We start from the raw sequence: 23,217 nt of genomic DNA, 5'->3' as shown, positions 1-23,217 counted from the left end.
CACAGAACGCGGCGGCGAAAGCGATTAACGCAGGCGATACTTAATTTTTTCGACCATCTTCGCGGTGGAGATGCCGTAGCGGTCGTGCAGCGTCGGAAGCGCGCCGGCCAGCAGGAATTCGTCAGGCAAACCGACGGTATCCAGCTCACAGCGTACGCCTTTACGCATCAGCAGCGCGGCAACCGCCTCCCCCAGCCCGCCGACCGACGTGTGGTTTTCCGCGGTCACCACCAGACGGCCGGGTTTCGAAGCCTGCGCAACGATCGTTTTTTCATCAAGCGGTTTGATGGTGGGGACATGCAGCACCGCCGCGCTGATATTATCGGCCCGCAGTTTTTCAACCGCCTCGAGGGCGCGCATGGTCATCAGCCCGGAAGAGATAATCAGTACATCGTTACCGTCCTCCAGCAGCTTCGCCTTGCCCAGCTCAAACTGATAATCATATTTATCGAGCACCAGCGGCACCTTACCGCGCAATAGACGCATATACACCGGACCGTCGTGGTCGGCAATCGCCGGTACCGCCTGCTCTATCTCCAGCGCATCGCAGGGATCGACGATGACCATGCCGGGAATGCCGCGCATAATCGCCAGATCTTCGGTTGCCTGATGGCTCGGCCCGTAGCCGGTGGTCAGGCCCGGCAGCGCCGCGCAGATCTTCACGTTCAGATGCTCTTCGGCAATCACCTGATGGATAAAATCATAGGCGCGACGGGTGGCAAAAGCGGCATAGGTGGTGGCGAAGGGAATAAATCCCTCCTTCGCCATTCCCCCGGCGGCCCCCATCAGCAGCTGCTCCGCCATTCCCATCTGGAAGAAGCGATCCGGAAAGGCCTGGGCGAAAATATGCAGATCGGTATACTTTGACAGGTCCGCGGTCATACCGACGATTTCCGGGCGCTGACCCGCCAGCTTCGAGAGCGCGACGCCAAACGGCGCGGAAACGGTCGCCTGACCTTCATCAGCAATGGAGGCGATCATCGCCGACGTTTTTAAGCGTGGTTTACTCTGGCTCATTACAGCACTCCTTCCGGTTTGTTGGCGTCCAGCACCGCAATCGCTTTTTGCCATTCGTCGGCATCGACGCGGATAAAATGGTTCTTATCGCGGGTTTCAAGGAACGGCACCCCTTTGCCCATCAGCGTGTCGCATAAAATGACCCGCGGCTGGTTGCCCGCATGATTTTTCGCGTTATCAAAGGCGGCCACCACCGCCGCCAGATCGTTACCGTCCACGCGCTGCACGTACCAGCCGAAGGCGGCCCATTTTTCATGCAGCGGCTCAAAGCCGAGAATTTTGCGCGAATCGCCGTCCGCCTGCTGTTTGTTCACGTCAACGAGGTTAATCAGGTTAGTCAGGCCGTAGTGGGCCGCCGACATCGCCGCTTCCCAGGTTGAACCTTCGTCCAGCTCCCCATCCGACATAGAGTTAAAAACCCAGGATGCGCTGCCCTTCTTCTTCAGACCGAGCGCCATCCCGACGGCGATGGAGAGCCCCTGCCCCAGCGAGCCGCCGGACATCTCCATTCCAGGCGTATAGGTCGCCATGCCCGACATCGGCAGGCGGCTGTCGTCGGAACCGTAGGTCTCCAGCTCCTCTTCCGGGATAATTCCCGCTTCCAGCAGCGCCGCATAATAGGCGATGGCGTAATGACCGTGAGAGAGCAGAAAACGGTCACGCCCTTCCCACTGCGGATCTTCCGGACGGTAGCGCATCGCGTGGCTGAAGGCGGTGGCCAGCACATCCGCATAGCCTAATGCCTGGCCGATATAGCCCTGCCCCTGGACTTCGCCCATTTGCAGGGCATAGCGACGAATACGCCACGCCGCCGCGGCAACTTGTTGTGTTTCTGTCATCTTCATCTGCTTGCCTCGCTTAGTGGATTAACATGCCGCCGTTCACGTCCAGGGTGATACCGGTCGAGTAGGAAGAGAGATCGCTGCCGAGGAACAGGGCGGCGCGCGCGATATCCACCGCATCGCCCAGACGGTTCATCGGGATCCCGGCGAGGATATTGGCCGTCATGTCGTCGGTCAGCTTGCCGGCGGTAATATCGGTCTGAATCAGCCCGGGCGTGATGCAGTTTACGCGGACGTTATCCGGGCCAAGCTCGCGCGCCATCGCCCGCGCCAGGCCGAGCACACCGGCTTTTGCCGCGCTGTAGTGCGGGCCGCCGAAGATACCGCCGCCGCGCTGGGCGGAAACCGAAGAGATACAGACAATGCTGCCCGATTTTTGCGCCCGCATCGCCGGAATAACCGCCTGCGACATCAGCAGCGTGCCGCGCAGGCTGACGTCCAGCACAGCGTCATAGTTGGCGCGCTTAATTTCCATCAGCTTCAGCGGCTGGGTAATGCCGGCGTTATTCACCAGCACATCGACCCGGCCATATTTCGCCAGAATCTGTTCGATTGCGGCCTGCACCTGAACTTCATCGGCGACGTTCGCTGCCAGACCAAGATGGCCTTCGCCCAGGGCCGCCGCTGCGGCTTTGCTGGCTTCGCCATTGAGGTCGATAATGACCACGCTGGCGCCGTTCTCGGCAAATAATTTGGCGGTGGCAAAACCCAAACCGCGTGCGGAGGCCGCGCCAGTAATAATGGCGACTTTATCTTTTAATAACATATTTTCACTCCATGACATGACGTCATATTAATTAACAGAAATATTGCCGTTATTGTGGCTCATCGAGGAAAAGAATCACCACCAGACCTATTGCGGCGCAGATACCAAAATAGGTGAATACAGAATTAAAGCTGCCGGTCTGATCAAGTAAAAAACCGGCGGCCATCGGGGCGACAAAGCCGCCAAGGTTGCCGCCGCTATTAATAATAGAAGAGGCAATCGGATAGGTTTTACTGTCCGAAACGGCCATTCCGTAGGCGGTAAAAGCCGGCCAGCCAATATTCAAACAAAAACCGACAAAGAATAATCCAATACATACCGCCAAGGTGCTTGCTGGAATGTTCAGCATAATGAGCATCATGACCACGGTTGAAATCGCGGTGAACATCATGGTGGGTTTACGCCGGCGGCCTAACACTTTATCCGAGATCCAGCCTCCACCAATCGCGCCAATAAAGCCGCCGATGCACGGCATACTCGCCACGAAGCCCATACTCATCACGTCAAAACCGCGCTCTTTCACTAAATACAGCGGGATCCACGTTAATAACCCGTACAACACGCTGACCATCATAAAATAGGCCAGACAGTCGCCAAGAATATTTTTCGAGGTAAATAATCCTTTCGCCGTATCGATAGGCGCCATCTTTTTCACCCGAATAATTTTATCCAGCCAGGTGAAGCGGTCGGCAATTAATATATTTTCGCGGACGGCGTTTTTATCGGTTTCACGCCCGGCATTAATCTCTTCCAGTTCGCGTTGCGAAACAAATCCGCTTTCCGCGGGCGTTGACTTAACCAACAGGTACCACGCGACCGCCGCCACAATCCCCGGTATCGCAAAGGAGAAAAAGACCCACCGCCAGCCCCAGGTAACCGCGATCCACACCGCCAACGGCGGTACGATTATCGGCGCAAACATGGTGGCGGCGATGTAGACGCCCGTTGCCGTGGCTTTCTCTTTCGGCGGGAACCAGTTATTAATGGTTGAAGCCAGCCCCACCGGGCACGGCCCTTCGCTAAGCCCCAGCCCCAGTCGCACCATCTTCAGGCCAAACACCGAGCTCACGGTGCCCATCAGCCAGGTAAAAGCGGAAAAGCCGAAAATAGACAGCGAGACCAGTCCCCGGGTGCCGCGTCTGGCAATAAAAAAACCGGCCGGGATCTGGCTTACCGCATAGCCGAGGAAAAACATGCTGGCGATGGCCCCGGCCTCAAAGTTGTTGATATGAAACTCGTCAATAATGAACGGCAGTACCGCACCGATATTCGTTCTGTCGGCGTAATTTATGGCATACACCAGGAAAATCATCGTCAAAACCACGAAACGATATTTTGTTTTTCTGGCGTCAGTACAGACAACAGTATCTATACGTGACATAGGGTATCCTCTTTATTTTTTTATGTTTTTTGTCGCGACCCTTACCGCATCGCGCCCTGTTATCAGGCCTGTAGTTGCAATATAACAATCCCAAAAAGAAAGGGTATTCAAAAAAGCTCAATTGCGCGTGAGAAAAATTTGCTTCGTGACTGCACTCAAATTCCTGTCAATTATTTTTTTCGAGAGTTGTGCATTTAAAAACTGTTAACTTCATCACGGATTGCGCCATCACTTATTTTCCGGCTGTGCTATGCTGACCATCATTTTCTGGGATAACGGCTGGACGTCCTTCTTTCTGAGTAAAAAAACCGCCTTGCGTTATTCCCCCCGCCGGAGGAAATCATGAACCAGCCGCTGCAGAATAAAAGCTTGCCGATGCCATCCTTACGTAATATTCAGGCCTTTATTGAAGTGGCTGATACCGGCAGCCTGAACCTGGCGGCAGAGAATCTTAATATTACGGCCTCCGCGGTAAGTCATCAGATAGCCAGCCTGGAACAGTATCTGGGAAAAAAAATATTTTCCCGTAGCAGTAAAGGGATGGTATTAACCACAATTGGCGAAAAATACCTTAAAGAGGTTTCCGGGGCGTTAAATATTATTGGTCAGGCCACTAACCAGGTGATTAATGATATCCACCAGGATTATTTACGGATTCATTCCGCACCGAGCTTTGGATTATTGTGGCTGATGCCCCGTCTGAATAAATTTCGCCAGGCCTGGCCGGAGCTTAAAATTAGCCTGACCTGCTCTTATGAAAGCATCCAGTTCTCCCGCGATAATATTGATATCGATATTCGCCACGGGCTCTCACAGTGGCCAACCCTGGTGGTCAAGACCATAAAAAATGAACGCGTGCTCCCCTTTAGCTCATCGACTTATTTAGCCGGCCGCGACGTTCAGTCCATTGAAGACCTGCTGGCCTGCGACCTTATTCATTCCGATAGCACGCTGATAGGCTGGAGCAACTGGCTGTCGTGGCATAAGGTTCGCGGCTGGAATAAAAACTTTATTTTTAATTTTGACCGCTCCTATATGAGTATTGAGGCTGCCCGGATGGGAATGGGGATTATTCTTGAGAGTAATTTGCTGGCCGGGCAGAGCGTGAGCCAACGCCACCTGGAACCCGTCTTTACCCGCGACGTCAGCATTCCGGTTAACGCGCATCACTTCGTTCTACCGCACCCGAATGAACAAAAAGAGAAAGTGAAGATCTTCTTTGCCTGGGTTGCCGAAGAGCTGAGTCGCGAAGGATTTCATATCTAGCAGCAAACGGTGGACAAACCGCCAACCTGCGCCTAGAGTTAATCAATCGATTGATTAACTTTTCTCGCGCGATGACAACCACTCCCACGACCAGTAAGGGCGAGCAGGCGAAAAGCCTGCTTATCGCCGCCGCAATCGCCCAGTTTGGCGAATACGGCCTGCACGCCACAACCCGCGATATTGCCGCCCAGGCCGGGCAGAATATCGCCGCCATTACCTACTATTTTGGTTCCAAGGACGATCTCTATCTCGCCTGCGCCCAGTGGATTGCCGATTTTATCGAGCACAATTTCCGCCCCCACGCGCAGGCGGCGGAAGCGCTGTGCGCTGAGCCTGTTCCGGATAAAGCCGCCATGCGCACCCTGATACTGGGCGCCTGCCAGAATATGATTTTGCTGCTGACCCAGGACGACACCGTCAATTTGAGCAAATTTATCTCCCGCGAGCAGCTGTCGCCAACGCCGGCCTACCGGCTCATCCACGATCAGGTGATTGCTCCGCTACACTGCTACCTGACCCGCTTAATCGCCGCCTATACCGGCCTTAACGCTGACAGCACGGAAATGGTCCTCCACACCCACGCGCTGCTGGGCGAAGTTCTCGCTTTTCGCCTTGGTCGGGAAACGGTGCTGCGCCGCGCGGGCTGGGCTGAATTCGATCGGGACAAAACCGCGCAAATTATTGAGGTTATCACCTGCCATATTGATTTCGTTCTGGAAGGATTATCGCAAAGGAGTCTGGAGTCATGAAAAAACCGCTCATCGTCGTTGTGCTGCTTCTCCTGCTGGCCGCTGTCATTGGCGGAGGCTGGTGGTGGTACCAGAGCAGCCAGCAGAAAGCGCTCACGCTGTATGGCAACGTGGATATTCGTACCGTCAACCTCAGCTTCCGCGTGGGCGGGCGGCTGGCGTCGCTCAGCGTCGACGAGGGCGATGCGATTAAAGCCGGGCAGACCCTGGGCGAGCTGGACCGAGCGCCCTACGAGAATGCCCTGCAGCAGGCTCAGGCCAACGTTTCCACCGCCCAGGCGCAGTACGACCTGATGATGGCGGGGTATCGCTCGGAAGAGATCGCTCAGGCCGCCGCCGCGGTCAACCAGGCGCAGGCCGCTTACGACTATGCGCAGAATTTTTACCAGCGCCAGCTGGGGCTGCGCAAAAGCAGCGCCATCTCCGCTAACGACCTGGAAAACGCCCGCTCATCGCGCGATCAGGCCCAGGCGACGCTGAAGTCCGCGCAGGATAAGCTGCGCCAGTACCGCGCCGGTAATCGTCCGCAGGAAATCGCCCAGGCCAAAGCCAGCCTTGAACAGGCGCAGGCCGCGCTGGCGCAGGCGAAGCTGGATCTGCACGATACCACGCTGGCCTCGCCGTCCGACGGGACGCTGATGACCCGCGCCGTCGAGCCGGGCAGCATGCTCAGCGCTGGCGGCACGGTGATGACGTTATCGTTAACCCATCCGGTGTGGGTACGCGCCTATATCGATGAAAAAAACCTCGGTCAGGCCCAGCCGGGTCGCGAAGTGCTGCTTTACACCGATAGTCGCCCGGATAAACCCTACCGCGGCAAAATCGGCTTCGTCTCCCCTACCGCTGAATTCACGCCGAAAACCGTGGAAACGCCGGACCTGCGCACCGATCTGGTTTATCGCCTGCGTATTGTGGTCACTGATGCCGACGACGCGCTGCGCCAGGGGATGCCGGTCACCGTCACCTTCAGTCACGGAAACGGCCAATGAGCGAGGACGTGATTACGCTGAGCGGCCTGACCCGGCGCTTTGCCGGCATGGATCGCCCGGCCGTCGCGCCGCTGGACTGCACCATTCACTCCGGCTATGTGACCGGTCTGGTGGGCCCGGATGGCGCCGGAAAAACCACCCTGATGCGCATGCTCGCCGGGCTGCTGAAGCCCGACGCAGGTAGCGCAAAAGTGATCGGCTTCGACCCGATTGCCGACGATAGCGCCCTGCATGCGGTGCTCGGCTATATGCCGCAGAAATTCGGCCTGTATGAAGATCTGACGGTGATGGAAAACCTGACGCTCTACGCCGATCTGCGCAGCGTGACCGGCGAGGCGCGGGAAAAAACCTTCGCCAGGCTGCTGGAGTTTACCTCCCTCGGCCCCTTTACCGGCCGGCTGGCGGGCAAGCTTTCCGGCGGCATGAAGCAGAAACTTGGCCTGGCCTGCACCCTCGTCGGCGAACCGAGAGTCCTGCTGCTGGACGAACCCGGCGTCGGCGTCGACCCTATCTCCCGCCGCGAACTGTGGCAGATGGTGCACGAACTGGCGGGCGACGGAATGCTGATCCTCTGGAGCACCTCTTATCTTGATGAGGCCGAGCAGTGCCGGGACGTTCTGTTGATGAACGAGGGCCAGCTGCTCTACCAGGGGGCGCCAAAAGAGCTGACGCAGACCATGGCCGGACGCAGCTTTTTGGTTTCCAGCGCCCGGGAGAATAACCGCCGCCTCCTCCAGCGTACGCTGAAGCTACCGCAGGTCAGCGATGGCGTGATTCAGGGTAAATCGGTACGCCTGATCCTTAAAAAAGAGGCCAGCATCAGCGATGTACAGAAGGCTGGCGATATGCCGCCGCTGGAGGTCGCCGAAACCGCGCCGCGCTTCGAGGATGCCTTTATCGACCTGCTGGGAGGCGCCGGTACTGCCGAATCGCCGCTGGGCAACATTATCCACACCGTGGAAGGCTCCCATGAGGACACGGTGATTGAGGCGCAGACCCTGACCAAGAAATTCGGCGATTTTGCTGCCACCGACCACGTTGATTTTCAGGTCAAACGCGGGGAGATTTTCGGCCTCCTCGGGCCTAACGGCGCGGGAAAGTCCACGACGTTTAAGATGATGTGCGGCCTGCTGGTCCCCACCTCCGGGAAAGCGCTGGTGCTGGGCATGGACCTGAAAGTCAGCTCCGGCAAGGCGCGTCAGCATCTGGGCTATATGGCGCAGAAGTTCTCGCTCTACGGCAACCTTTCCGTTGAGCAGAACCTGCGCTTCTTCTCCGGCGTCTACGGCCTGCGCGGACGGGCGCAGAACGACAAAATCGCCAGCATGAGCGAGGCGTTTGGCCTGAAAAGCATCGCCCGGCAGGCCGCCGACGATCTGCCGCTCGGCTATAAACAGCGCCTGGCGCTGGCCTGCTCGCTGATGCACGAGCCGGATATCCTGTTTCTTGATGAACCCACTTCCGGGGTCGATCCCCTCACCCGCCGCGAATTCTGGCTGCATATCAACAGCATGGTGGATAAAGGCGTGACGGTGATGGTCACCACCCACTTTATGGATGAAGCGGAGTATTGCGATCGTATCGGCCTGGTCTATCGCGGCAAACTGATCGCCAGCGGCACGCCGGACGATCTGAAGGCGCTGGCGGCGGATGATGAACAGCCTGACCCGACGATGGAGCAGGCGTTTATCACCCTCATTCACGACTGGGATAAGGAGAACGCCGGTGAGCGCTAAACTGCTATCGTGGCGGCGCGTACGCGCCCTGTGCGTGAAAGAGACGCGGCAGATTGTCCGCGACCCCAGCAGCTGGCTGATTGCGGTGGTCATCCCCCTGCTGCTGCTGTTTATCTTTGGCTACGGGATTAACCTCGACTCCAGCAAGCTGCGGGTGGGCGTGCTGCTGGAGCAGCAGAGCGAAGAGGCGCTGGATTTTGTCCATACCATGACCGGCTCCCCTTATATCGACGCCACCATCAGCGATAACCGCCAGGAACTGGTGCAGATGATGCAGGCGGGACGCATTCGCGCCCTGGTCACCCTGCCGGTGGACTTCGACCAGAAGATGGCCCGCCCCGGCGACGATGCGCCGATCCAGCTCATCACCGACGGCAGCGAACCGAATACCGCTAACTTCGCCCAGGGCTACGTCGAAGGCATCTGGCAAATCTGGCAGCAGCAGCGGGCGGAAGATCGCGGCGAAACCTTCGAGCCGCTAATCGACGTGCAGACGCGCTACTGGTTTAACCCGGCCGCGATCAGCCAGCATTTTATTATCCCCGGCGCGATTACCATCATTATGACGGTAGTCGGCGCGATCCTGACCTCGCTGGTGGTGGCCCGCGAGTGGGAGCGCGGCACCATGGAGGCGCTGCTGTCGACCGAGATTACCCGCGCCGAGCTGCTGCTGTGCAAGCTGATCCCCTACTATTTCCTCGGCATGCTGGCGATGCTGCTGTGTATGCTGGTGGCGGTATTTATTCTCGGCGTGCCCTTTCGCGGTTCGCTGGTGATTCTGTTTTTTATCACCAGCCTGTTTTTGCTGAGCACCCTGGGAATGGGGCTGCTGATTTCCACCATTACCCGCAACCAGTTTAACGCCGCGCAGGTGGCGCTGAATGCCGCATTCCTGCCTTCAATTATGCTGTCCGGGTTTATTTTTCAGATAGACAGCATGCCGGCGATAATCCGCGCGGTGACCTACGTGATCCCGGCGCGCTATTTTGTCAGCACCCTGCAAAGCCTGTTTCTGGCGGGCAACATCCCGGTGGTGCTGCTGGTGAACGTGATGTTTTTAATCGCCTCGGCGGTGATGTTTATCGGCCTGACGTGGCTGAAAACCAAACGGCGTCTGGATTAATTTGCCTGCGTGCCCCCCGGGTTGCGGCTAACGTCTTACCCGGGCTACCGTTTCTGCCAGATTGGGTAGCCAGGATAAGCGCAGTCCGGGAATACAAAGCAGTATAAAGAGAGAATATAAGATGTTTCATCGCTTATGGACGTTAATCCGCAAAGAGCTACAGTCGCTGTTGCGTGAACCGCAGACGCGGGCGATTTTGATTATGCCGGTGCTCATTCAGGTGCTGCTGTTCCCCTTTGCCGCCACGCTGGAGGTAACGAACGCCACCATCGCCATCTATAACGAAGACAACGGCAAGCACGCCGTGGAGCTGACCCAGCGCTTTGCCCGCGCCAAAGCCTTCACCCACGTGCTGTTACTGAAAAGTCCTCAGGAAATAAGACCGACCATCGATGAACAAAAAGCGCTATTGGTCGTGCGTTTCCCGGCGGATTTTTCGCGCAACCTCGACACCAACCAGACCGCCCCGCTCCAGCTGCTGCTGGACGGGCGCAACTCCAACAGCGCGCAAATTGCCGCCAACTACCTCCAGCAGATCGTCAAAAGCTATCAGCAGGACCTGCTGGAAGGCAAAGCCAAACCGAACAATAGCGAGCTGGTGGTACGCAACTGGTATAACCCGAATCTCGATTACAAATGGTTCGTGGTGCCGTCGCTGATCGCCATGATCACCACCATCGGCGTAATGATCGTCACCTCGCTCTCCGTTGCCCGCGAGCGCGAACAGGGGACGCTCGACCAGCTGCTGGTCTCGCCGCTGGCAACCTGGCAGATCTTTATCGGTAAAGCGGTCCCGGCGCTGATTGTCGCCACCCTGCAGGCGACCATCGTGCTGGGGATCGGTATCTGGGCCTATCAGATTCCCTTCGCTGGCTCACTGCTGCTGTTTTACTTCACGATGATCGTTTACGGTCTGTCGCTGGTAGGATTCGGACTGCTGATTTCGTCGCTGTGCTCCACGCAGCAGCAGGCGTTTATCGGCGTATTCGTCTTTATGATGCCGGCGATTTTACTCTCCGGCTACGTTTCGCCGGTGGAAAATATGCCGGTATGGCTACAAAACCTGACGTGGGTGAACCCGATTCGTCATTTCACCGATATCACCAAGCAGATCTATTTGAAGGATGCGAGTCTGGAAATCGTGTGGGGAAGTTTGTGGCCGCTACTGGTCATAGCGGCCACCACCGGCTCGGCGGCGTATGCGATGTTCCGAAGAAAGATCGCGTAATACTCGTCATCGTTCAAGCCGCAACTGTGCTGGCTCGCCTTGCTCCCCCCAGTCACATAGTTATCTATGCTTCTGGGGATTCGCTGCGTTGCCGCCTTGTTGTAGCCCGAACGATTTAGCGTATCTGTTTTTATCTTTCGCCAGCAGTGAAACCACCGCCGGACCGGCCAGTATTGCCAGCCCGGCGAGGGCCAGCAGCAGGTTATTGTGCAGCACGCGCGACAGCAGCCACAGCACGATCACCGCGGTACCGAAGTACCAGGTGGTGGTGAGTTCCTCAAGGAAATCACCGACGTCGCGCCAGCGCTCATCGTGATGGCGCTGCAAAAACAGCATCGACACTAACGTGACGCCGTACAGCACGCACAAACCTAATCCGACGCGCACCAGCGCGCCGCTCATCCAACCCATCACCAGTACTGCCACGACCAGTAGATGCAACATAATCTGCCAGCAACTAAGACCCGTTGCGACGCGTACACGTTGTTGCCACTTCATGGCTTCTCTCCTGAAGGATTTTTCTCTGCTACTCAGAGTACCGCACTTTACGGAAAATTCCGTATCACCGCATCTTTTTGTGACCTCTACTACACTATTTCCTACAGGAAAGTGACATTGCCCAGAGAAATAAGGACAAACAAATGCCGCGATTTTCGTTAAACGTGCTGACAATTAACACCCATAAAGGGTTTACTGCGTTCAATCGCCGCTTTATTTTGCCCGAATTACGCGAAGCGGTGCGCAGCGTCAGCGCCGACATTGTTTGCCTGCAGGAGGTGATGGGGGCGCACGAAATTCATCCGCTGCATATCGAAAACTGGCCGGATACCACCCACTATGAGTTTCTGGCCGATACCATGTGGAGCGATTACGCCTACGGCCGCAACGCCGTTTACCCGGAAGGGCATCACGGCAACGCGGTCCTCTCCCGCTTCCCCATCGAACATTATCAAAATCTTGATGTGTCGGTCGGCAACAGCGAAAAGCGCGGCCTGCTCTACTGCCGCATCGTCCCGCCGGAAAGCGGCATCGCTATCCATTTATTCTGCGTGCACCTGGGACTGCGCGCTCATCAACGTCAGGCCCAGCTGACGATGCTGGCAGACTGGGTGAACGGTTTACCCGCGGGCGAACCGGTGGTGGTAGCCGGTGATTTTAACGACTGGCGGCAGCAGGCGAACCGCCAGCTTAAAGCCCAGGCCGGGCTGGAGGAGATTTTTACCCGCGCCAGAGGGCGCCCGGCGCGCACTTTCCCGGTCAGCTTTCCGCTGCTGCGACTTGACCGCATCTACGTAAAAAACGCCCACGCCAGCCAGCCCAGAGCGCTGGCGTTAAAACAGTGGCGTCATCTGTCCGATCATGCACCGCTTAGCGTGGAGATACATCTGTGAAATGCAGCTGGCAGGAAGGAAACCGCATTCGGCTATTAGAAAATGGCGATAACTATTATCCGGCCCTGTTTGCCGCCATCGGCCGCGCGCAGCAGCGGGTGATCCTTGAGTCTTTTATCTGGTTTGAAGATGACGTCGGCAAACAGCTCCATGCCGTTCTGTTAAAAGCGGCCCAGCGCGGCGTGCGCGTCGAGGTCTTACTGGACGGCTACGGCTCGCCGGATTTAAGCGAAAGCTTTGTGGGCGAGCTGACGTCGGCTGGCGTGATTTTTCGCTATTACGATCCGCGCCCGCGCCTGCTCGGCATGCGCACTAATTTATTTCGCCGTATGCATCGCAAAATCGTGGTGATCGACGACGTTACCGCCTTTGTCGGCGGCATTAACTACTCCGCCGAGCACATGACCGATTACGGTCCGGAGGCCAAACAGGATTACGCCGTACAAGTCGAAGGGCCGGTGGTGCTCGATATTCTGCAATTTGAACTCGAAAACCTCCCCACCAGCGAAGCGACCCGACGCTGGTGGCAGCGGCGTCGGCATAAGCCTGAAATCAACCGCAACCCCGGCGAAGCGCAGGCGCTGTTTATCTGGCGGGATAATCAGGATCATCGCGATGATATTGAGCGTCACTATCTGAAGATGCTGACCAGCGCCCGCCGGGAAGTGATTATCGCTAACGCCTACTTTTTCCCCGGCTATCGGCTGCTGCACGCTATGCGCAACGCTGCCCGCCGCGGCGTGCGCGTTAAGCTCATCGTTCAGGGTGAGCCGGATATTCCGATTGTCAAATTCGGCGCGCGCCTGCTCTACCACTATCTGGTAAAAGGCGGCGTGCAGATTTTCGAATATCGCCGCCGTCCGCTACACGGCAAAGTGGCGCTGGCGGACGATCACTGGGCCACTGTGGGCTCCAGCAACCTCGACCCCCTGAGCCTGTCGCTGAATCTGGAAGCCAACCTGGTGATTCACGACCGCGAGTTTAACCAGACGCTGCGCGATAATCTCAATGGCTTAATCCTTAACGACTGCCGCGAGGTCGATAAGCGCATTTTGTCGAAACGAACCTGGTGGCGGCTCGGCATTAGCGTGCTGGCGTTCCACTTCCTGCGCCACTTCCCTGCCTGGGTCGGATGGCTACCGGCCCATACGCCGCTGCTGTCGCGGGTTCAGCCCCCGGTACAGCCAGAAATAGAAACCCAGGACCGCGTGGACCCGGAAAACCAGGAGGTGAAATCCTGATGGCGAAATCTCACCCTCGCTGGCGGATGGCGAAAAAAATCCTGACGGTGCTCTTTTTTATCGCCGTCGTCGTTCTGCTGGTGGTCTACGCGCAAAAAATCGACTGGCAGGACGTGTGGAAGGTCATTCGCGATTACAACCGTACGGCGCTGCTCAGCGCCATCGGGTTGGTTATCGCCAGCTACCTGATCTATGGCTGCTACGACCTGCTGGGGCGCGCTTACTGCGGCCACAAGCTGGCTAAACGCCAGGTGATGCTGGTGTCGTTTATCTGCTACGCCTTTAACCTGACGCTCAGCACCTGGGTGGGTGGGATTGGTATGCGCTATCGGCTCTACTCGCGCCTCGGCCTGAGCGGCGCAACCATTACCCGTATCTTCTCCCTGAGCATTACCACCAACTGGCTGGGCTATATTCTGCTCGGCGGCATTATTTTTAGCTCCGGCATGGTGAAGGTGCCCGAGCGCTGGTATATCAGCCAGTCGTCGCTGCAAATTCTGGGCGTCGTTTTACTGCTGATTTCCGCGTTTTACCTGTGGGCCTGCGCCTTTGCTAAAAAGCGCCATCTGACGATAAAAGGCCAGCGGCTGGTTCTGCCGTCCTGGCGCTTCGCGTTATTGCAGATGGCGGTTTCCAGCCTGAACTGGATGGCGATGGGGGCGATTATCTGGCTGCTGCTGGGCCCGCAGGTGGACTATTTTCTCGTGCTCGGCGTGCTGCTGGTCAGCAGCATTGCGGGGGTTATCGTGCATATTCCGGCAGGCATTGGCGTGCTTGAGGCGGTATTTATCGCCATGCTTTCCGGGGAAGAGATTTCGCGCGGCGCGATTATCGCCGCCCTGCTTGCCTATCGCGCCCTGTACTACTTCCTGCCGCTGCTGCTGGCGACCATCGGCTACCTGATTCTGGAGAGCCGGGCGAAGCATCTGCGGGAGAAAAACCAGCGCAAGCTGGCGGGCGAGTAGTCAAAAAAGCCCCGGTCGCGGATGCTGACCGGGGCTACAGGTTCATCGTTTTCTGCGGTCTGGTAGCCCGGATAAGGCGCATCGCGCCGCCATCCGGGAACGAGTTAACGACGGTTGCCGAAAATGCGCAGCAGCATCAGGAACAGGTTGATAAAGTCCAGATACAGCGTCAGCGCCCCAAGAATCGAGTATTTGCGCAGCGTTGACGCATCGCGAACGTCAATCTGCTCGCCGATGTTTTTCAGCTTCTGGGTGTCATAGGCGGTCAGGCCGACGAAGACGATCACCCCGATGTAGGTCACCGCCCACATCAGCGCTTCGCTCTTCAGCCAGAAGTTAACCAGCGACGCCAGCAGGATACCGATAAGCGCCATAAACAGCATATTGCCGAAGCCGCTCAGGTCGCGTTTAGTGGTATAGCCGTAAAGGCTCATCACGCCAAACATCCCGCCTGCCACCACGAAGGTACTGGCGATCGATGAGTAGGTATAGACGAGGAATATACTGGATAAGGTGAGCCCGGTTAGCGCCGAATAGAGCATAAACAGAGTGGTCGCCATTCCCGCGCTCAGCCGCTGCACCATGCCGGAGAGCACAAATACCAGCCCCAGCTGGGCGATGATCAGGCCGAAAAAGGTTATTTTGCTGGAAAAGACAAACATCATCACCGCAGGGGTGTTGGCCGCAAACCACGCGATAAACGCCGTGAGCAGCAGCCCGACCGTCATCCAGCCGTACACCTGCGCCATATAAGTTTGAAGTCCGCTGCGACCCTGTACGATCGACCCGGAACGAGGATATCTATCCATGACTGTCTCCTGATTAACGAAATTTATCTTCTAAGCGTACCACACTACCAGCGTTCTGCCGCTTCACGGTCGCTATCTCGCGCATCGACCCAGCGCTCGCCTTCCGGCGTCGCCTCCCGCTTCCAGAACGGCGCGCGGGTCTTCAGGTAATCCATAATAAACTCCCCCGCCGCAAACGCGCTACCGCGGTGGGCGCTGGTGACGCCGACAAAGACAATCTCCTCCCCGGGCCACATCTCGCCGATACGGTGAATCACCGTCACCCGGCCCAGCGGCCAGCGCTCGCGCGCCTGTTCCACAATCTCCGCCAGCGACTTTTCCGTCATCCCCGGATAGTGTTCGAGGGTCAGCGCTTTGACGCTGTCGCCAAGGTTGTGGTTGCGGACCTTGCCGGTAAACGTCACTACCGCGCCGTCTTCATCGCGCTCGGCCAGCCAGGGGTATTCGTCGCCGACCTTAAAGCGGTCATGGCTGACGATAATACGCGTCTGCGTCATGTTATCCCCCGGTAACCGGCGGGAAAAACGCCACTTCATCACCGGCCGCCAGCGGGTGATCAAACGTCGTCAGCGTCTGGTTTACCGCCGCTAGCAGCTTGCCCTCCTCCAGCGCCAGCGCCCAGCGGTCGCCGCGGGCGATCAGCTGCTGGCGAACGGCTTCAACCGTGGTCAGGCCTTGCGGATCGAGCGTCAGGGAGTCGGTGCCGAGCAGTTCGCGCACCTGGGCAAAAAAAAGAACCTTAATCATGGCTATCTTCCACTCTGAAATCGCCGGACTTGCCGCCGCTTTTCGCCAGCAGGCGCACCGGACCTATCACCATATCTTTCTGCACCGCTTTGCACATATCGTAAATCGTCAGCGCGGCGACGGAAGCGGCGGTCAGGGCTTCCATCTCAACGCCGGTTTTCCCGGTCAGACGGCACAGGGATTCGATACGCACCCGGTTATGCTCGGGCTGCGCCTGCAGATTGACTTCGACTTTGCTCAGCATCAGCGGATGGCAAAGCGGAATCAGCTCCCAGGTGCGTTTTGCCGCCTGGATCCCGGCAATGCGCGCGGTGGCAAAGACATCGCCTTTGTGATGGCTACCGTCGATAATCATCGCCAGCGTCGTGGCCTGCATTTCAACATAGGCCTCGGCGCGCGCTTCGCGAACCGTCTCCGCTTTCCCTGAGACATCGACCATGTGCGCTTCGCCGGCGGCGTTAATATGGGTCAGCTGCGTCATAAATTACTTCTTAAGATGAGAGATAAAGTTGCACGGGCGCGTGCGCGCATCGAGCTGCGGCGCAATAATATTGTCCCATGCGGTACGACAGGCTTTGGTTGAGCCGGGCATCGCAAAAATCAGCGTGCGGTTCGCCACCCCGGCAACGGCGCGGGACTGCAGGGTCGAGGTGCCGATCTCTTCGAAGGAGAGCATGCGGAACACCTCGCCGAAACCTTCCACTTCGCGGTCAAACAGCGGCAGCAGCGCTTCCGGCGCCTGGTCGCCGTCGGTAAAACCGGTGCCGCCGGTAATCAGCACCACCTGCACCTCATCGCCGGCAATCCACGCCGACACCTGGGCGCGAATGGCGTAGCGGTTCTCTTTCACAATCGCCTTATCGACGATGACGTGCCCCGCCTCCTCAGCCGCGTCGCGCAGCCAGTGTCCGGAGGTGTCGTCCTCTTCGCCACGTCGGCTGGAGACGGTGAGAATAGCAATACGGGTCGGGATAAACTCAGCGCTGGCCTGGCTCATCTGATCGCTCCTTAAAATGAATTATCCGCCAATATAGGACAGGTTCTGGGTAATACCGGTGTTGCCCTGATGCAGGAAGTGGGTCTGTTTTTTGTGCGTTAACGCCTCGGATATGCGCGCCTCCAGCGCCGGCTGCTGCTGCTCATCGGCGAGCAGATCGCGCAGATCGACGCCGCCTTCGCCGAACAGGCACAGGTGCAATTTACCCACGGAAGAGACGCGCAGACGGTTACAGGTAGCGCAGAAGTCTTTTTCATAAGGCATAATCAGACCGATTTCCCCGGCATAATCCGGATGGCAAAACACCTGCGCCGGGCCGTCGCTACGCTGGCGGATCTGATGGATCCAGCCGCGACGCAGCAGCTCATCGCGCAGCACCATGCCCGAGATATGATGGCGGCGGAACAGATCGCTGCCTTCGCCGGTTTCCATCAATTCAATAAAACGCAGCTGAATGCGGCGCGGCTGGATCCACGCCAGAAAAGTGTCGAGCTGGTGATGGTTAACGTCGCGCATCAGCACGGTATTGACCTTCACTTTTTCGAAGCCAGCGGCAAATGCGGCATCGATGCCGTCCATCACCTGATGAAACTTGTCCTGGCCGGTGATGGCGTGAAACTGACGCGCATCGAGGCTATCCACGCTGACGTTAATCGCCGTCAGCCCGGCATCGCGCCAGCTTTCAACGTCGCGCGCCAGCCGGTAGCCGTTGGTGGTGACCGCAATCTGGCGAATAGAAGGGTTTTCCCGCACCGCGGCGATGATGTCGGTAAAATCGCGACGCAGCGAGGGTTCGCCGCCGGTCAGGCGCACCTTTTCCGTCCCCAGGGCGGAGAACGCGCGCGTCACGCGGCGAACTTCATCAACGCTGAGAAAGCCTTTATTGGTGACGGCGCCGGGCTTATAGCCATCGGGGAGACAGTAGGTGCAACGAAAGTTGCATACGTCGGTAATTGATAAACGCAGATAGTAAAACTTCCGCGCAAATGCATCGGTAAGCTGTGAAGCCATAGACACCTTTCCAAATACGGGAGACGCGGTCATTTCTTTTCGCGCCCTGGTGGCAACCGAGGTTGTCACGGCCAAAGCACCATATCTTTCGACACAGGCACAGAGGCTAGAGTGTTAGTGGGTTACGCCGAATAGTAGCGCTTTAATAACGGTTATGCCATTTCCAGTTTCGTTATATAATAATGTATATATCGATACGATCGCGTATTTTCGCTACAGAATAGCTAAAAACCACGCTTTTGCATTGATGTCGGTCAGTTTGTCAGATTCAGCCCATCGTCTTTTAGGGGTAGATCGGTTACTGTGAGCCCGATAAATGGTTATAAGGGATTTTTATGCGCAATCGCACTTTCGCCGATCTGGATCGCGTGGTGGCACTCGGCGGCGGGCACGGGCTGGGCCGGGTAATGTCATCCCTCTCTTCGCTCGGTTCACGCCTCACCGGCATCGTCACCACGACCGATAACGGCGGCTCTACGGGGCGCATTCGTCGCGCGGAAGGCGGCATCGCCTGGGGCGATATGCGCAACTGTATTAATCAGCTCATCGCCGAACCCAGCGTGGCCTCGGCGATGTTTGAGTACCGTTTTAGCGGCAACGGCGAGCTTTCCGGGCATAACCTCGGCAATTTGATGCTTAAGGCGCTGGATCACCTGAGCGTGCGCCCGCTTGAAGCGATCAATTTGATCAGGAATCTTCTTAAGGTCGACGCGTTTCTGATCCCGATGTCGGAACAACCGGTCGATCTTATGGCCATCGACCATGAAGGGCACGAAGTTTACGGTGAAGTGAATATCGATCAGCTTGCCAGCGTGCCGCGCGAGCTTATGCTCTCCCCGCCGGTGCCCACCACCCGTGAAGCGATAGAAGCCATCGCCGAAGCCGATTTAATCCTGATTGGCCCCGGCAGCTTCTATACCAGCCTGATGCCGATTCTGCTGCTTGATGAGATGGCGAAGGCGCTGCGCCGCACGCCCGCGCCAATGGTGTTTATCGATAACCTTGGCAAAGAGCATAGCCCGGCAGCCAGCCTGACGCTGGCGGACAGGGTCGCCATTATGGAGCAGCAGATTGGTAAACGGGTGGTTGACGCGCTGGTTGTCGGCCCGAAAGCCGATATCGCAGGGATTAAGGATCGGGTCGTCATTCAGACGCCGCTGGACGCCAGCGATGTGCCCTATCGTCACGATCGCCAGCTGTTGCGCCGCGCGCTGGATAAAGCGATTCAGGCCTTAGGCTAATCCTCAACGTGGCCTTATCCTCGCGACAAAAACAGGCAGGCTTAAAATCTTAAGGTTGTCTTAAAAAAAAACGGGCAGCATAGCGAACATCTCTTTATATGGACTTCGCTATGTCGTTATTTTCTTTACGTCGGCCAATGCTTAACCGTACGGTCTATTTGATTCTGTTCGCCTGCTATATTGGCCTGGCGCTGAACATCGCTTTCTATCGCCAGGCGTTTACCCTGCTGCCGGTCAACGGCCTGCATAACTGGCTGGTGTTCCTCAGTATGCCGATAGTGGCTATCAGCGTGATGAATATCATCACCACGCTAGCGTCATTTCTTAAGCTTGACCGCCTCGTTATCAGCCTGTTTATTCTGCTTAGCGCCTCGGCCCAGTATTTTATCTGGACCTTTGGCGTGGTTATCGATCGGGCGATGATCACCAATATTCTCGATACCACTCCCGCCGAAAGCTTTGCGCTACTCTCCGGAAAAATGGTCCTGATCCTGGGACTCTCCGGCATTCTGGCGGTGGTCGTGGCCTGGTGGGTTAAAATCCGCAAACCGGCAACCCTGTGGCGCAGCGTGGCGGTAAGGCTGTTGAGCATCGTGGTTTCAGCGCTACTGATTATTCTGGTCGCGGCATTTTTCTATAAAGATTACGCCTCGCTGTTTCGCAATAATAAAGAGCTGGTTAAGTCCCTGAGCCCGTCAAACAGCATTGTGGCCGTGAACTCCTGGTATGCGCATAACAGGATGGATAATCTTCCGCTGGTCAAAATTGGCGAAGACGCGGTTCAGAAGCCGGAGATGCGCAGCGGACCGCGGAAAAATCTGACTATCGTGGTGTTAGGCGAAACCTCAAGGGCGGCAAACTTTTCCCTGAACGGCTACGCCCGCGAGACCAACCCGCGCCTGAAACAGGATAATGTTATCTATTTCCCCGACACCACGTCCTGCGGCACCGCGACCGCGGTTTCTGTACCGTGCATGTTCTCTAATATGCCGCGCGCCCACTATGATGAAGAGCTGGCGCACCATCAGGAAGGCGTGCTGGATATCCTGCAGCGCGCGGGAATTCAGGTTCAGTGGAATGATAACGACGGCGGCTGTAAAGGAGCCTGCGACCGGGTACCGCACCAGAACGTCACCGATCTCAAGCTTAGCGGCCAGTGCATCGACGGCGAGTGCTACGATGAGGTGCTGTTCCATAACCTGGAGAACTATATCGATAATCTGCAGCAGGACGGGATTATCGTTCTGCACACTATCGGCAGCCACGGCCCAACCTACTACAATCGTTATCCGGCGCAGTTTAAACAGTTTACGCCCACCTGCGACACCAACGAGATTCAGAGCTGCACCCAGCAGCAGCTCACCAATACCTACGATAATACGATTTTGTATGTCGATTATGTGGTCGACAAAGCGATAAAATTACTGCAGTCAAAGCAGGATAAATTTACCACCAGCCTGGTGTATCTCTCGGATCACGGCGAGTCGCTTGGCGAGGATGGGGTGTATTTACACGGGCTACCGTGGTCCATCGCCCCGGAGACGCAAAAACACGTCCCGATGCTGCTGTGGCTGTCAGCGGATTATCAACAGCGCTATGGCGTGTCCAGCCAGTGTTTGCAGCAAAAAGCGAAAACGCAAGCGTATTCGCAGGATAATCTTTTCTCCACCCTGCTCGGTCTGCTCGGGGTCAGCACCCGCGAGTACCAGGCAACAGACGATATTTTAACGCCATGTAGAGAGGCAGGCCGATGAAAATTTTAGTCATTGAAGACGATGCGCTCCTGTTACAAGGGTTAATTCTGGCGATGCAAAGCGAGGGCTACGTTTGCGACGGCGTATCAACCGCCCACGAAGCCGCCCTCTCTCTGGCCAGCAACCACTACAGCCTGGTGGTTCTCGACCTCGGCCTGCCGGATGAAGACGGTCTGCACTTCCTGGCGCGTATGCGACGGGAGAAGTTCAGCCAGCCGGTGCTGATCCTCACCGCCCGCGATACCGTGGATGACCGCATCAGCGGCCTGGATACCGGCGCGGATGACTACCTGGTAAAGCCGTTTGCGCTGGAAGAGCTGAACGCGCGCATTCGCGCCCTGCTGCGTCGTCACAATAATCAGGGCGATAACGAACTGTCCGTCGGCAATCTGCGCCTGAACGTCACCCGGCGGCTGGTCTGGCTCGGCGAGCAGTCCCTGGATTTAACGCCCAAAGAGTACGCTCTGCTTTCACGCCTGATGATGAAAGCGGGCAGCCCGGTGCATCGCGAAATTCTCTACAACGACATTTACAGCTGGGACAACGAACCGGCCACCAATACGCTGGAGGTGCATATCCATAATCTGCGCGATAAAGTCGGCAAATCACGCATCCGCACCGTCCGTGGCTTTGGCTATATGCTGGTTGATAACGCGGAGACCGAATAACGCTATGGCTTTTTTTGTCAGTGAAAACTGGACTATGCGTCATCGGCTGCTGCTGACAATTGGCGCTATTCTGGCCGTTTGTCAGCTCATCAGCGTGTTCTGGCTGTGGCATGAAAGTCAGGAGCAGATTCAGCTGCTGGTCGCCAGCGCCATTGAAGGGCATAACAATCAGAAGCATATAGAGCATGAGGTTCGCGAAGCGGTAGCCAGCCTGCTGATCCCAAGCCTGCTGATTATCGGCCTGGCGCTGTATATCTCCCTGCTGGCGGTGAAAAAAATCACAAAGCCGCTTTCCAGACTGCAGCTCGAGCTGGAAAGCCGCACCCCGGACAACCTGCAGCCTATCACGCTGAAGGAATCGGTTCCTGAAGTCACCGCGGTGACCACCGCGATTAATCAGCTGGTGTCCCGCCTGAATTTAACCCTCGATCGCGAGCGTCTGTTTACCGCCGACGTCGCCCATGAGCTGCGCACGCCGCTGGCCGGGCTGCGTCTGCACCTGGAGCTTCTGGCGAAAGTGCATGGCGTTAGCGTGGACCCGCTAATTCAGCGTCTCGATCAAATGACCAATAGCATTACCCAGCTGCTTCAGCTGGCGTGCGTTGGCCAGTCATTCTCCGCCGGAAGCTATCAGCAGGTTGCGCTGAAAGAGGATGTGATTGAACCGCTGCAGAGCGAACTTGAGACAATGCTGCAGCAGCGCCAGCAGACGCTGGCGATCAACGTCAAGGATGGAGAGGCAATCGTGTCGGGCGACGCCACGCTGGTGCAGGTTATTTTACGTAACCTGGTCGAAAACGCGCATCGTTATAGCCCGACGGGGTCGACGATTAAAGTGTCGATAGCGCCTGGCCCAACGCCCATTCTGGCCGTTGAGGATGAAGGACCGGGAATTGATGAGGCTAAAAGCGGTGAGCTAAGCAAAGCGTTCGTCCGCATGGACAGCCGCTATGGCGGTATTGGTCTCGGGTTAAGCATCGTCACCCGCATCGCCCAGCTGCACGACGCGCAGTTCTTTTTACATAACCGACAGCCCGGGCCCGGCGTTCGCGCCTGGGTACTCTTCCCTAAAGCTTCGCGTCAGAACGTCAGCACCCACTGATGGAAAAAGGCAACGACGATAACAAACGCGCAGGTGACTGCCAGGTATTCGCGGAAGGTTAATTTTTGCATGGCGCTATCCTCAGTAAAGTGAGGATAGTTTCGCCAAACAAGATTAAGCCAACATTAAGCATCACGGAAAATCGCGACAGAGGGGCAACAAATAACCAAAGCGTTCTGGCCACCTCGTTTTGG

24 protein-coding genes and 1 riboswitch are annotated in these 23,217 nt (G+C 56.9%); of the genes, 13 read left to right on the top strand and 11 right to left on the bottom strand.

Features of this window, described 5'->3' with window-relative positions; translation table 11 throughout:
* Nucleotides 1-24: 24 nt before the first annotated feature.
* From ABLU88_RS19765 to ABLU88_RS19750, 4 genes are read right to left on the bottom strand one after another with little or no spacing between them, the layout of a single operon-like run.
* Nucleotides 25-1,017 carry a transketolase family protein gene (locus tag ABLU88_RS19765; RefSeq protein WP_274578899.1) on the bottom strand — a complete coding sequence of 331 codons (993 nt, stop codon included), beginning with the start codon at nucleotides 1,015-1,017 and terminating at the stop codon, nucleotides 25-27.
* Complete coding sequence (locus ABLU88_RS19760) at nucleotides 1,017-1,862, bottom strand: transketolase (RefSeq protein ID WP_014228507.1); 846 nt, start codon at nucleotides 1,860-1,862, stop codon at nucleotides 1,017-1,019. The genes ABLU88_RS19765 and ABLU88_RS19760 overlap by 1 nt, the downstream gene beginning before the upstream one ends.
* A 13-nt stretch (nucleotides 1,863-1,875) precedes the next feature.
* Entirely contained in the window at nucleotides 1,876-2,625 is a 750-nt protein-coding gene (locus tag ABLU88_RS19755) for a glucose 1-dehydrogenase (RefSeq protein WP_014228506.1), read from the bottom strand.
* Between the two features lie 49 nt (nucleotides 2,626-2,674).
* Nucleotides 2,675-4,006, bottom strand: coding sequence for an MFS transporter (locus ABLU88_RS19750; RefSeq protein ID WP_032748828.1), 1,332 nt, complete (start codon nucleotides 4,004-4,006; stop codon nucleotides 2,675-2,677).
* Nucleotides 4,007-4,348: 342 nt separating this feature from the next.
* Here ABLU88_RS19750 and ABLU88_RS19745 point away from each other — a divergent pair, with 342 nt between their 5' ends.
* The 6 genes from ABLU88_RS19745 (at nucleotide 4,349) to ABLU88_RS19720 (ending at nucleotide 11,097) form a co-directional block, all read left to right on the top strand.
* Nucleotides 4,349-5,272: a LysR substrate-binding domain-containing protein gene (locus tag ABLU88_RS19745; RefSeq protein WP_348837685.1), complete on the top strand. Its 924-nt coding sequence runs from the start codon at nucleotides 4,349-4,351 to the stop codon at nucleotides 5,270-5,272.
* A gap of 71 nt (nucleotides 5,273-5,343) precedes the next feature.
* Entirely contained in the window at nucleotides 5,344-6,021 is a 678-nt protein-coding gene (gene cecR / locus ABLU88_RS19740; RefSeq protein WP_038424240.1) for a transcriptional regulator CecR, read from the top strand.
* A complete protein-coding gene (gene hlyD, locus ABLU88_RS19735) occupies nucleotides 6,018-7,010 on the top strand; it encodes a secretion protein HlyD (protein WP_014228502.1) in 993 nt (330 codons plus the stop codon). The genes cecR and hlyD overlap by 4 nt, the downstream gene beginning before the upstream one ends.
* Nucleotides 7,007-8,746, top strand: a complete 1,740-nt coding sequence (locus ABLU88_RS19730) for an ATP-binding cassette domain-containing protein (protein ID WP_049101310.1) — start codon at nucleotides 7,007-7,009, stop codon at nucleotides 8,744-8,746. The genes hlyD and ABLU88_RS19730 overlap by 4 nt, the downstream gene beginning before the upstream one ends.
* Nucleotides 8,736-9,869, top strand: a complete 1,134-nt coding sequence (locus tag ABLU88_RS19725; protein WP_038424238.1) for an ABC transporter permease — start codon at nucleotides 8,736-8,738, stop codon at nucleotides 9,867-9,869. Before ABLU88_RS19730 ends, ABLU88_RS19725 begins: the two co-directional genes overlap by 11 nt.
* A gap of 121 nt (nucleotides 9,870-9,990) precedes the next feature.
* Entirely contained in the window at nucleotides 9,991-11,097 is a 1,107-nt protein-coding gene (locus ABLU88_RS19720) for an ABC transporter permease (RefSeq protein ID WP_004849064.1), read from the top strand.
* 60 nt (nucleotides 11,098-11,157) lie between these two features.
* Here the strand turns inward: ABLU88_RS19720 and ABLU88_RS19715 are convergent, their stop codons facing one another.
* Nucleotides 11,158-11,595 carry a YbhQ family protein gene (locus ABLU88_RS19715; RefSeq protein ID WP_004130686.1) on the bottom strand — a complete coding sequence of 146 codons (438 nt, stop codon included), beginning with the start codon at nucleotides 11,593-11,595 and terminating at the stop codon, nucleotides 11,158-11,160.
* A 143-nt stretch (nucleotides 11,596-11,738) separates the two neighbouring features.
* Here ABLU88_RS19715 and ABLU88_RS19710 point away from each other — a divergent pair, with 143 nt between their 5' ends.
* The 3 genes from ABLU88_RS19710 to ABLU88_RS19700 are packed head-to-tail and all read left to right on the top strand — an operon-like array spanning nucleotide 11,739 to nucleotide 14,694.
* Complete coding sequence (locus tag ABLU88_RS19710) at nucleotides 11,739-12,488, top strand: endonuclease/exonuclease/phosphatase family protein (RefSeq protein ID WP_014228498.1); 750 nt, start codon at nucleotides 11,739-11,741, stop codon at nucleotides 12,486-12,488.
* Nucleotides 12,485-13,729 (top strand): cardiolipin synthase ClsB, encoded by a 1,245-nt coding sequence (gene clsB, locus ABLU88_RS19705; protein ID WP_014837867.1) that lies wholly within the window; start codon nucleotides 12,485-12,487, stop codon nucleotides 13,727-13,729. The genes ABLU88_RS19710 and clsB overlap by 4 nt, the downstream gene beginning before the upstream one ends.
* Nucleotides 13,729-14,694: a YbhN family protein gene (locus ABLU88_RS19700; RefSeq protein WP_025108110.1), complete on the top strand. Its 966-nt coding sequence runs from the start codon at nucleotides 13,729-13,731 to the stop codon at nucleotides 14,692-14,694. Before clsB ends, ABLU88_RS19700 begins: the two co-directional genes overlap by 1 nt.
* 104 nt (nucleotides 14,695-14,798) lie before the next feature.
* On the opposite strand, the gene ABLU88_RS19695 is transcribed toward ABLU88_RS19700, so the two are convergent.
* The 6 genes from ABLU88_RS19695 to moaA form a co-directional block, all read right to left on the bottom strand.
* On the bottom strand, nucleotides 14,799-15,503 hold the full coding sequence (locus ABLU88_RS19695) for a Bax inhibitor-1/YccA family protein (RefSeq protein WP_025108111.1): 705 nt from the start codon (nucleotides 15,501-15,503) through the stop codon (nucleotides 14,799-14,801).
* Nucleotides 15,504-15,547: 44 nt separating this feature from the next.
* On the bottom strand, nucleotides 15,548-16,000 hold the full coding sequence (gene moaE, locus ABLU88_RS19690) for a molybdopterin synthase catalytic subunit MoaE (RefSeq protein ID WP_004849058.1): 453 nt from the start codon (nucleotides 15,998-16,000) through the stop codon (nucleotides 15,548-15,550).
* 1 nt (nucleotide 16,001) lies between these two features.
* The gene (gene moaD / locus ABLU88_RS19685) at nucleotides 16,002-16,250 is read right to left on the bottom strand and encodes a molybdopterin synthase sulfur carrier subunit (protein WP_004849056.1); all 249 of its coding nucleotides are present in this window, start codon (nucleotides 16,248-16,250) and stop codon (nucleotides 16,002-16,004) included.
* Nucleotides 16,243-16,731 carry a cyclic pyranopterin monophosphate synthase MoaC gene (gene moaC, locus ABLU88_RS19680; protein ID WP_014228494.1) on the bottom strand — a complete coding sequence of 163 codons (489 nt, stop codon included), beginning with the start codon at nucleotides 16,729-16,731 and terminating at the stop codon, nucleotides 16,243-16,245. The genes moaD and moaC overlap by 8 nt, the downstream gene beginning before the upstream one ends.
* A gap of 3 nt (nucleotides 16,732-16,734) precedes the next feature.
* On the bottom strand, nucleotides 16,735-17,247 hold the full coding sequence (moaB, locus tag ABLU88_RS19675) for a molybdenum cofactor biosynthesis protein B (protein WP_009653795.1): 513 nt from the start codon (nucleotides 17,245-17,247) through the stop codon (nucleotides 16,735-16,737).
* A gap of 21 nt (nucleotides 17,248-17,268) precedes the next feature.
* Nucleotides 17,269-18,258, bottom strand: a complete 990-nt coding sequence (moaA, locus tag ABLU88_RS19670; protein WP_014837864.1) for a GTP 3',8-cyclase MoaA — start codon at nucleotides 18,256-18,258, stop codon at nucleotides 17,269-17,271.
* A riboswitch (molybdenum cofactor riboswitch) is annotated at nucleotides 18,246-18,384 on the bottom strand. (Overlaps the previous gene by 13 nt.)
* A gap of 209 nt (nucleotides 18,385-18,593) precedes the next feature.
* Here moaA and yvcK point away from each other — a divergent pair.
* From yvcK to pmrB, 4 genes are all read left to right on the top strand, one after another.
* Nucleotides 18,594-19,499 (top strand): uridine diphosphate-N-acetylglucosamine-binding protein YvcK, encoded by a 906-nt coding sequence (gene yvcK / locus ABLU88_RS19665; RefSeq protein WP_348837677.1) that lies wholly within the window; start codon nucleotides 18,594-18,596, stop codon nucleotides 19,497-19,499.
* Between the two features lie 110 nt (nucleotides 19,500-19,609).
* The gene (gene eptA / locus ABLU88_RS19660) at nucleotides 19,610-21,253 is read left to right on the top strand and encodes a phosphoethanolamine transferase EptA (protein ID WP_025108112.1); all 1,644 of its coding nucleotides are present in this window, start codon (nucleotides 19,610-19,612) and stop codon (nucleotides 21,251-21,253) included.
* Complete coding sequence (gene pmrA / locus ABLU88_RS19655; RefSeq protein ID WP_004849045.1) at nucleotides 21,250-21,921, top strand: two-component system response regulator PmrA; 672 nt, start codon at nucleotides 21,250-21,252, stop codon at nucleotides 21,919-21,921. The genes eptA and pmrA overlap by 4 nt, the downstream gene beginning before the upstream one ends.
* A 4-nt stretch (nucleotides 21,922-21,925) precedes the next feature.
* On the top strand, nucleotides 21,926-23,023 hold the full coding sequence (pmrB, locus tag ABLU88_RS19650) for a two-component system sensor histidine kinase PmrB (RefSeq protein WP_348837674.1): 1,098 nt from the start codon (nucleotides 21,926-21,928) through the stop codon (nucleotides 23,021-23,023).
* Nucleotides 23,024-23,217 lie beyond the last annotated feature (194 nt).

This window comes from Klebsiella sp. GW_Kp182 (genome assembly GCF_040062275.1).
Lineage (GTDB): Bacteria > Pseudomonadota > Gammaproteobacteria > Enterobacterales > Enterobacteriaceae > Klebsiella > Klebsiella michiganensis.
This window is presented reverse-complemented; position numbering and strand designations above follow the sequence as displayed.

Excerpts from the sequence above, each read along its gene's own strand:
- ABLU88_RS19720 (WP_004849064.1), top strand. The coding sequence starts at position 9,991 with ATGTTTCATCGCTTATGGACGTTAATCCGCAAAGAGCTACAGTCGCTG.
- eptA (WP_025108112.1), top strand. The coding sequence starts at position 19,610 with ATGTCGTTATTTTCTTTACGTCGGCCAATGCTTAACCGTACGGTCTAT.
- moaB (WP_009653795.1), bottom strand. The coding sequence starts at position 17,247 with ATGAGCCAGGCCAGCGCTGAGTTTATCCCGACCCGTATTGCTATTCTC.
- moaE (WP_004849058.1), bottom strand. The coding sequence starts at position 16,000 with ATGACGCAGACGCGTATTATCGTCAGCCATGACCGCTTTAAGGTCGGC.
- ABLU88_RS19750 (WP_032748828.1), bottom strand. The coding sequence starts at position 4,006 with ATGTCACGTATAGATACTGTTGTCTGTACTGACGCCAGAAAAACAAAA.
- moaC (WP_014228494.1), bottom strand. The coding sequence starts at position 16,731 with ATGACGCAGCTGACCCATATTAACGCCGCCGGCGAAGCGCACATGGTC.
- ABLU88_RS19710 (WP_014228498.1), top strand. The coding sequence starts at position 11,739 with ATGCCGCGATTTTCGTTAAACGTGCTGACAATTAACACCCATAAAGGG.
- ABLU88_RS19695 (WP_025108111.1), bottom strand. The coding sequence starts at position 15,503 with ATGGATAGATATCCTCGTTCCGGGTCGATCGTACAGGGTCGCAGCGGA.
- ABLU88_RS19755 (WP_014228506.1), bottom strand. The coding sequence starts at position 2,625 with ATGTTATTAAAAGATAAAGTCGCCATTATTACTGGCGCGGCCTCCGCA.
- ABLU88_RS19730 (WP_049101310.1), top strand. The coding sequence starts at position 7,007 with ATGAGCGAGGACGTGATTACGCTGAGCGGCCTGACCCGGCGCTTTGCC.
- moaA (WP_014837864.1), bottom strand. The coding sequence starts at position 18,258 with ATGGCTTCACAGCTTACCGATGCATTTGCGCGGAAGTTTTACTATCTG.
- ABLU88_RS19745 (WP_348837685.1), top strand. The coding sequence starts at position 4,349 with ATGAACCAGCCGCTGCAGAATAAAAGCTTGCCGATGCCATCCTTACGT.
- pmrB (WP_348837674.1), top strand. The coding sequence starts at position 21,926 with ATGGCTTTTTTTGTCAGTGAAAACTGGACTATGCGTCATCGGCTGCTG.
- hlyD (WP_014228502.1), top strand. The coding sequence starts at position 6,018 with ATGAAAAAACCGCTCATCGTCGTTGTGCTGCTTCTCCTGCTGGCCGCT.
- ABLU88_RS19700 (WP_025108110.1), top strand. The coding sequence starts at position 13,729 with ATGGCGAAATCTCACCCTCGCTGGCGGATGGCGAAAAAAATCCTGACG.
- ABLU88_RS19765 (WP_274578899.1), bottom strand. The coding sequence starts at position 1,017 with ATGAGCCAGAGTAAACCACGCTTAAAAACGTCGGCGATGATCGCCTCC.
- ABLU88_RS19760 (WP_014228507.1), bottom strand. The coding sequence starts at position 1,862 with ATGAAGATGACAGAAACACAACAAGTTGCCGCGGCGGCGTGGCGTATT.
- cecR (WP_038424240.1), top strand. The coding sequence starts at position 5,344 with ATGACAACCACTCCCACGACCAGTAAGGGCGAGCAGGCGAAAAGCCTG.
- ABLU88_RS19715 (WP_004130686.1), bottom strand. The coding sequence starts at position 11,595 with ATGAAGTGGCAACAACGTGTACGCGTCGCAACGGGTCTTAGTTGCTGG.
- yvcK (WP_348837677.1), top strand. The coding sequence starts at position 18,594 with ATGCGCAATCGCACTTTCGCCGATCTGGATCGCGTGGTGGCACTCGGC.
- pmrA (WP_004849045.1), top strand. The coding sequence starts at position 21,250 with ATGAAAATTTTAGTCATTGAAGACGATGCGCTCCTGTTACAAGGGTTA.
- moaD (WP_004849056.1), bottom strand. The coding sequence starts at position 16,250 with ATGATTAAGGTTCTTTTTTTTGCCCAGGTGCGCGAACTGCTCGGCACC.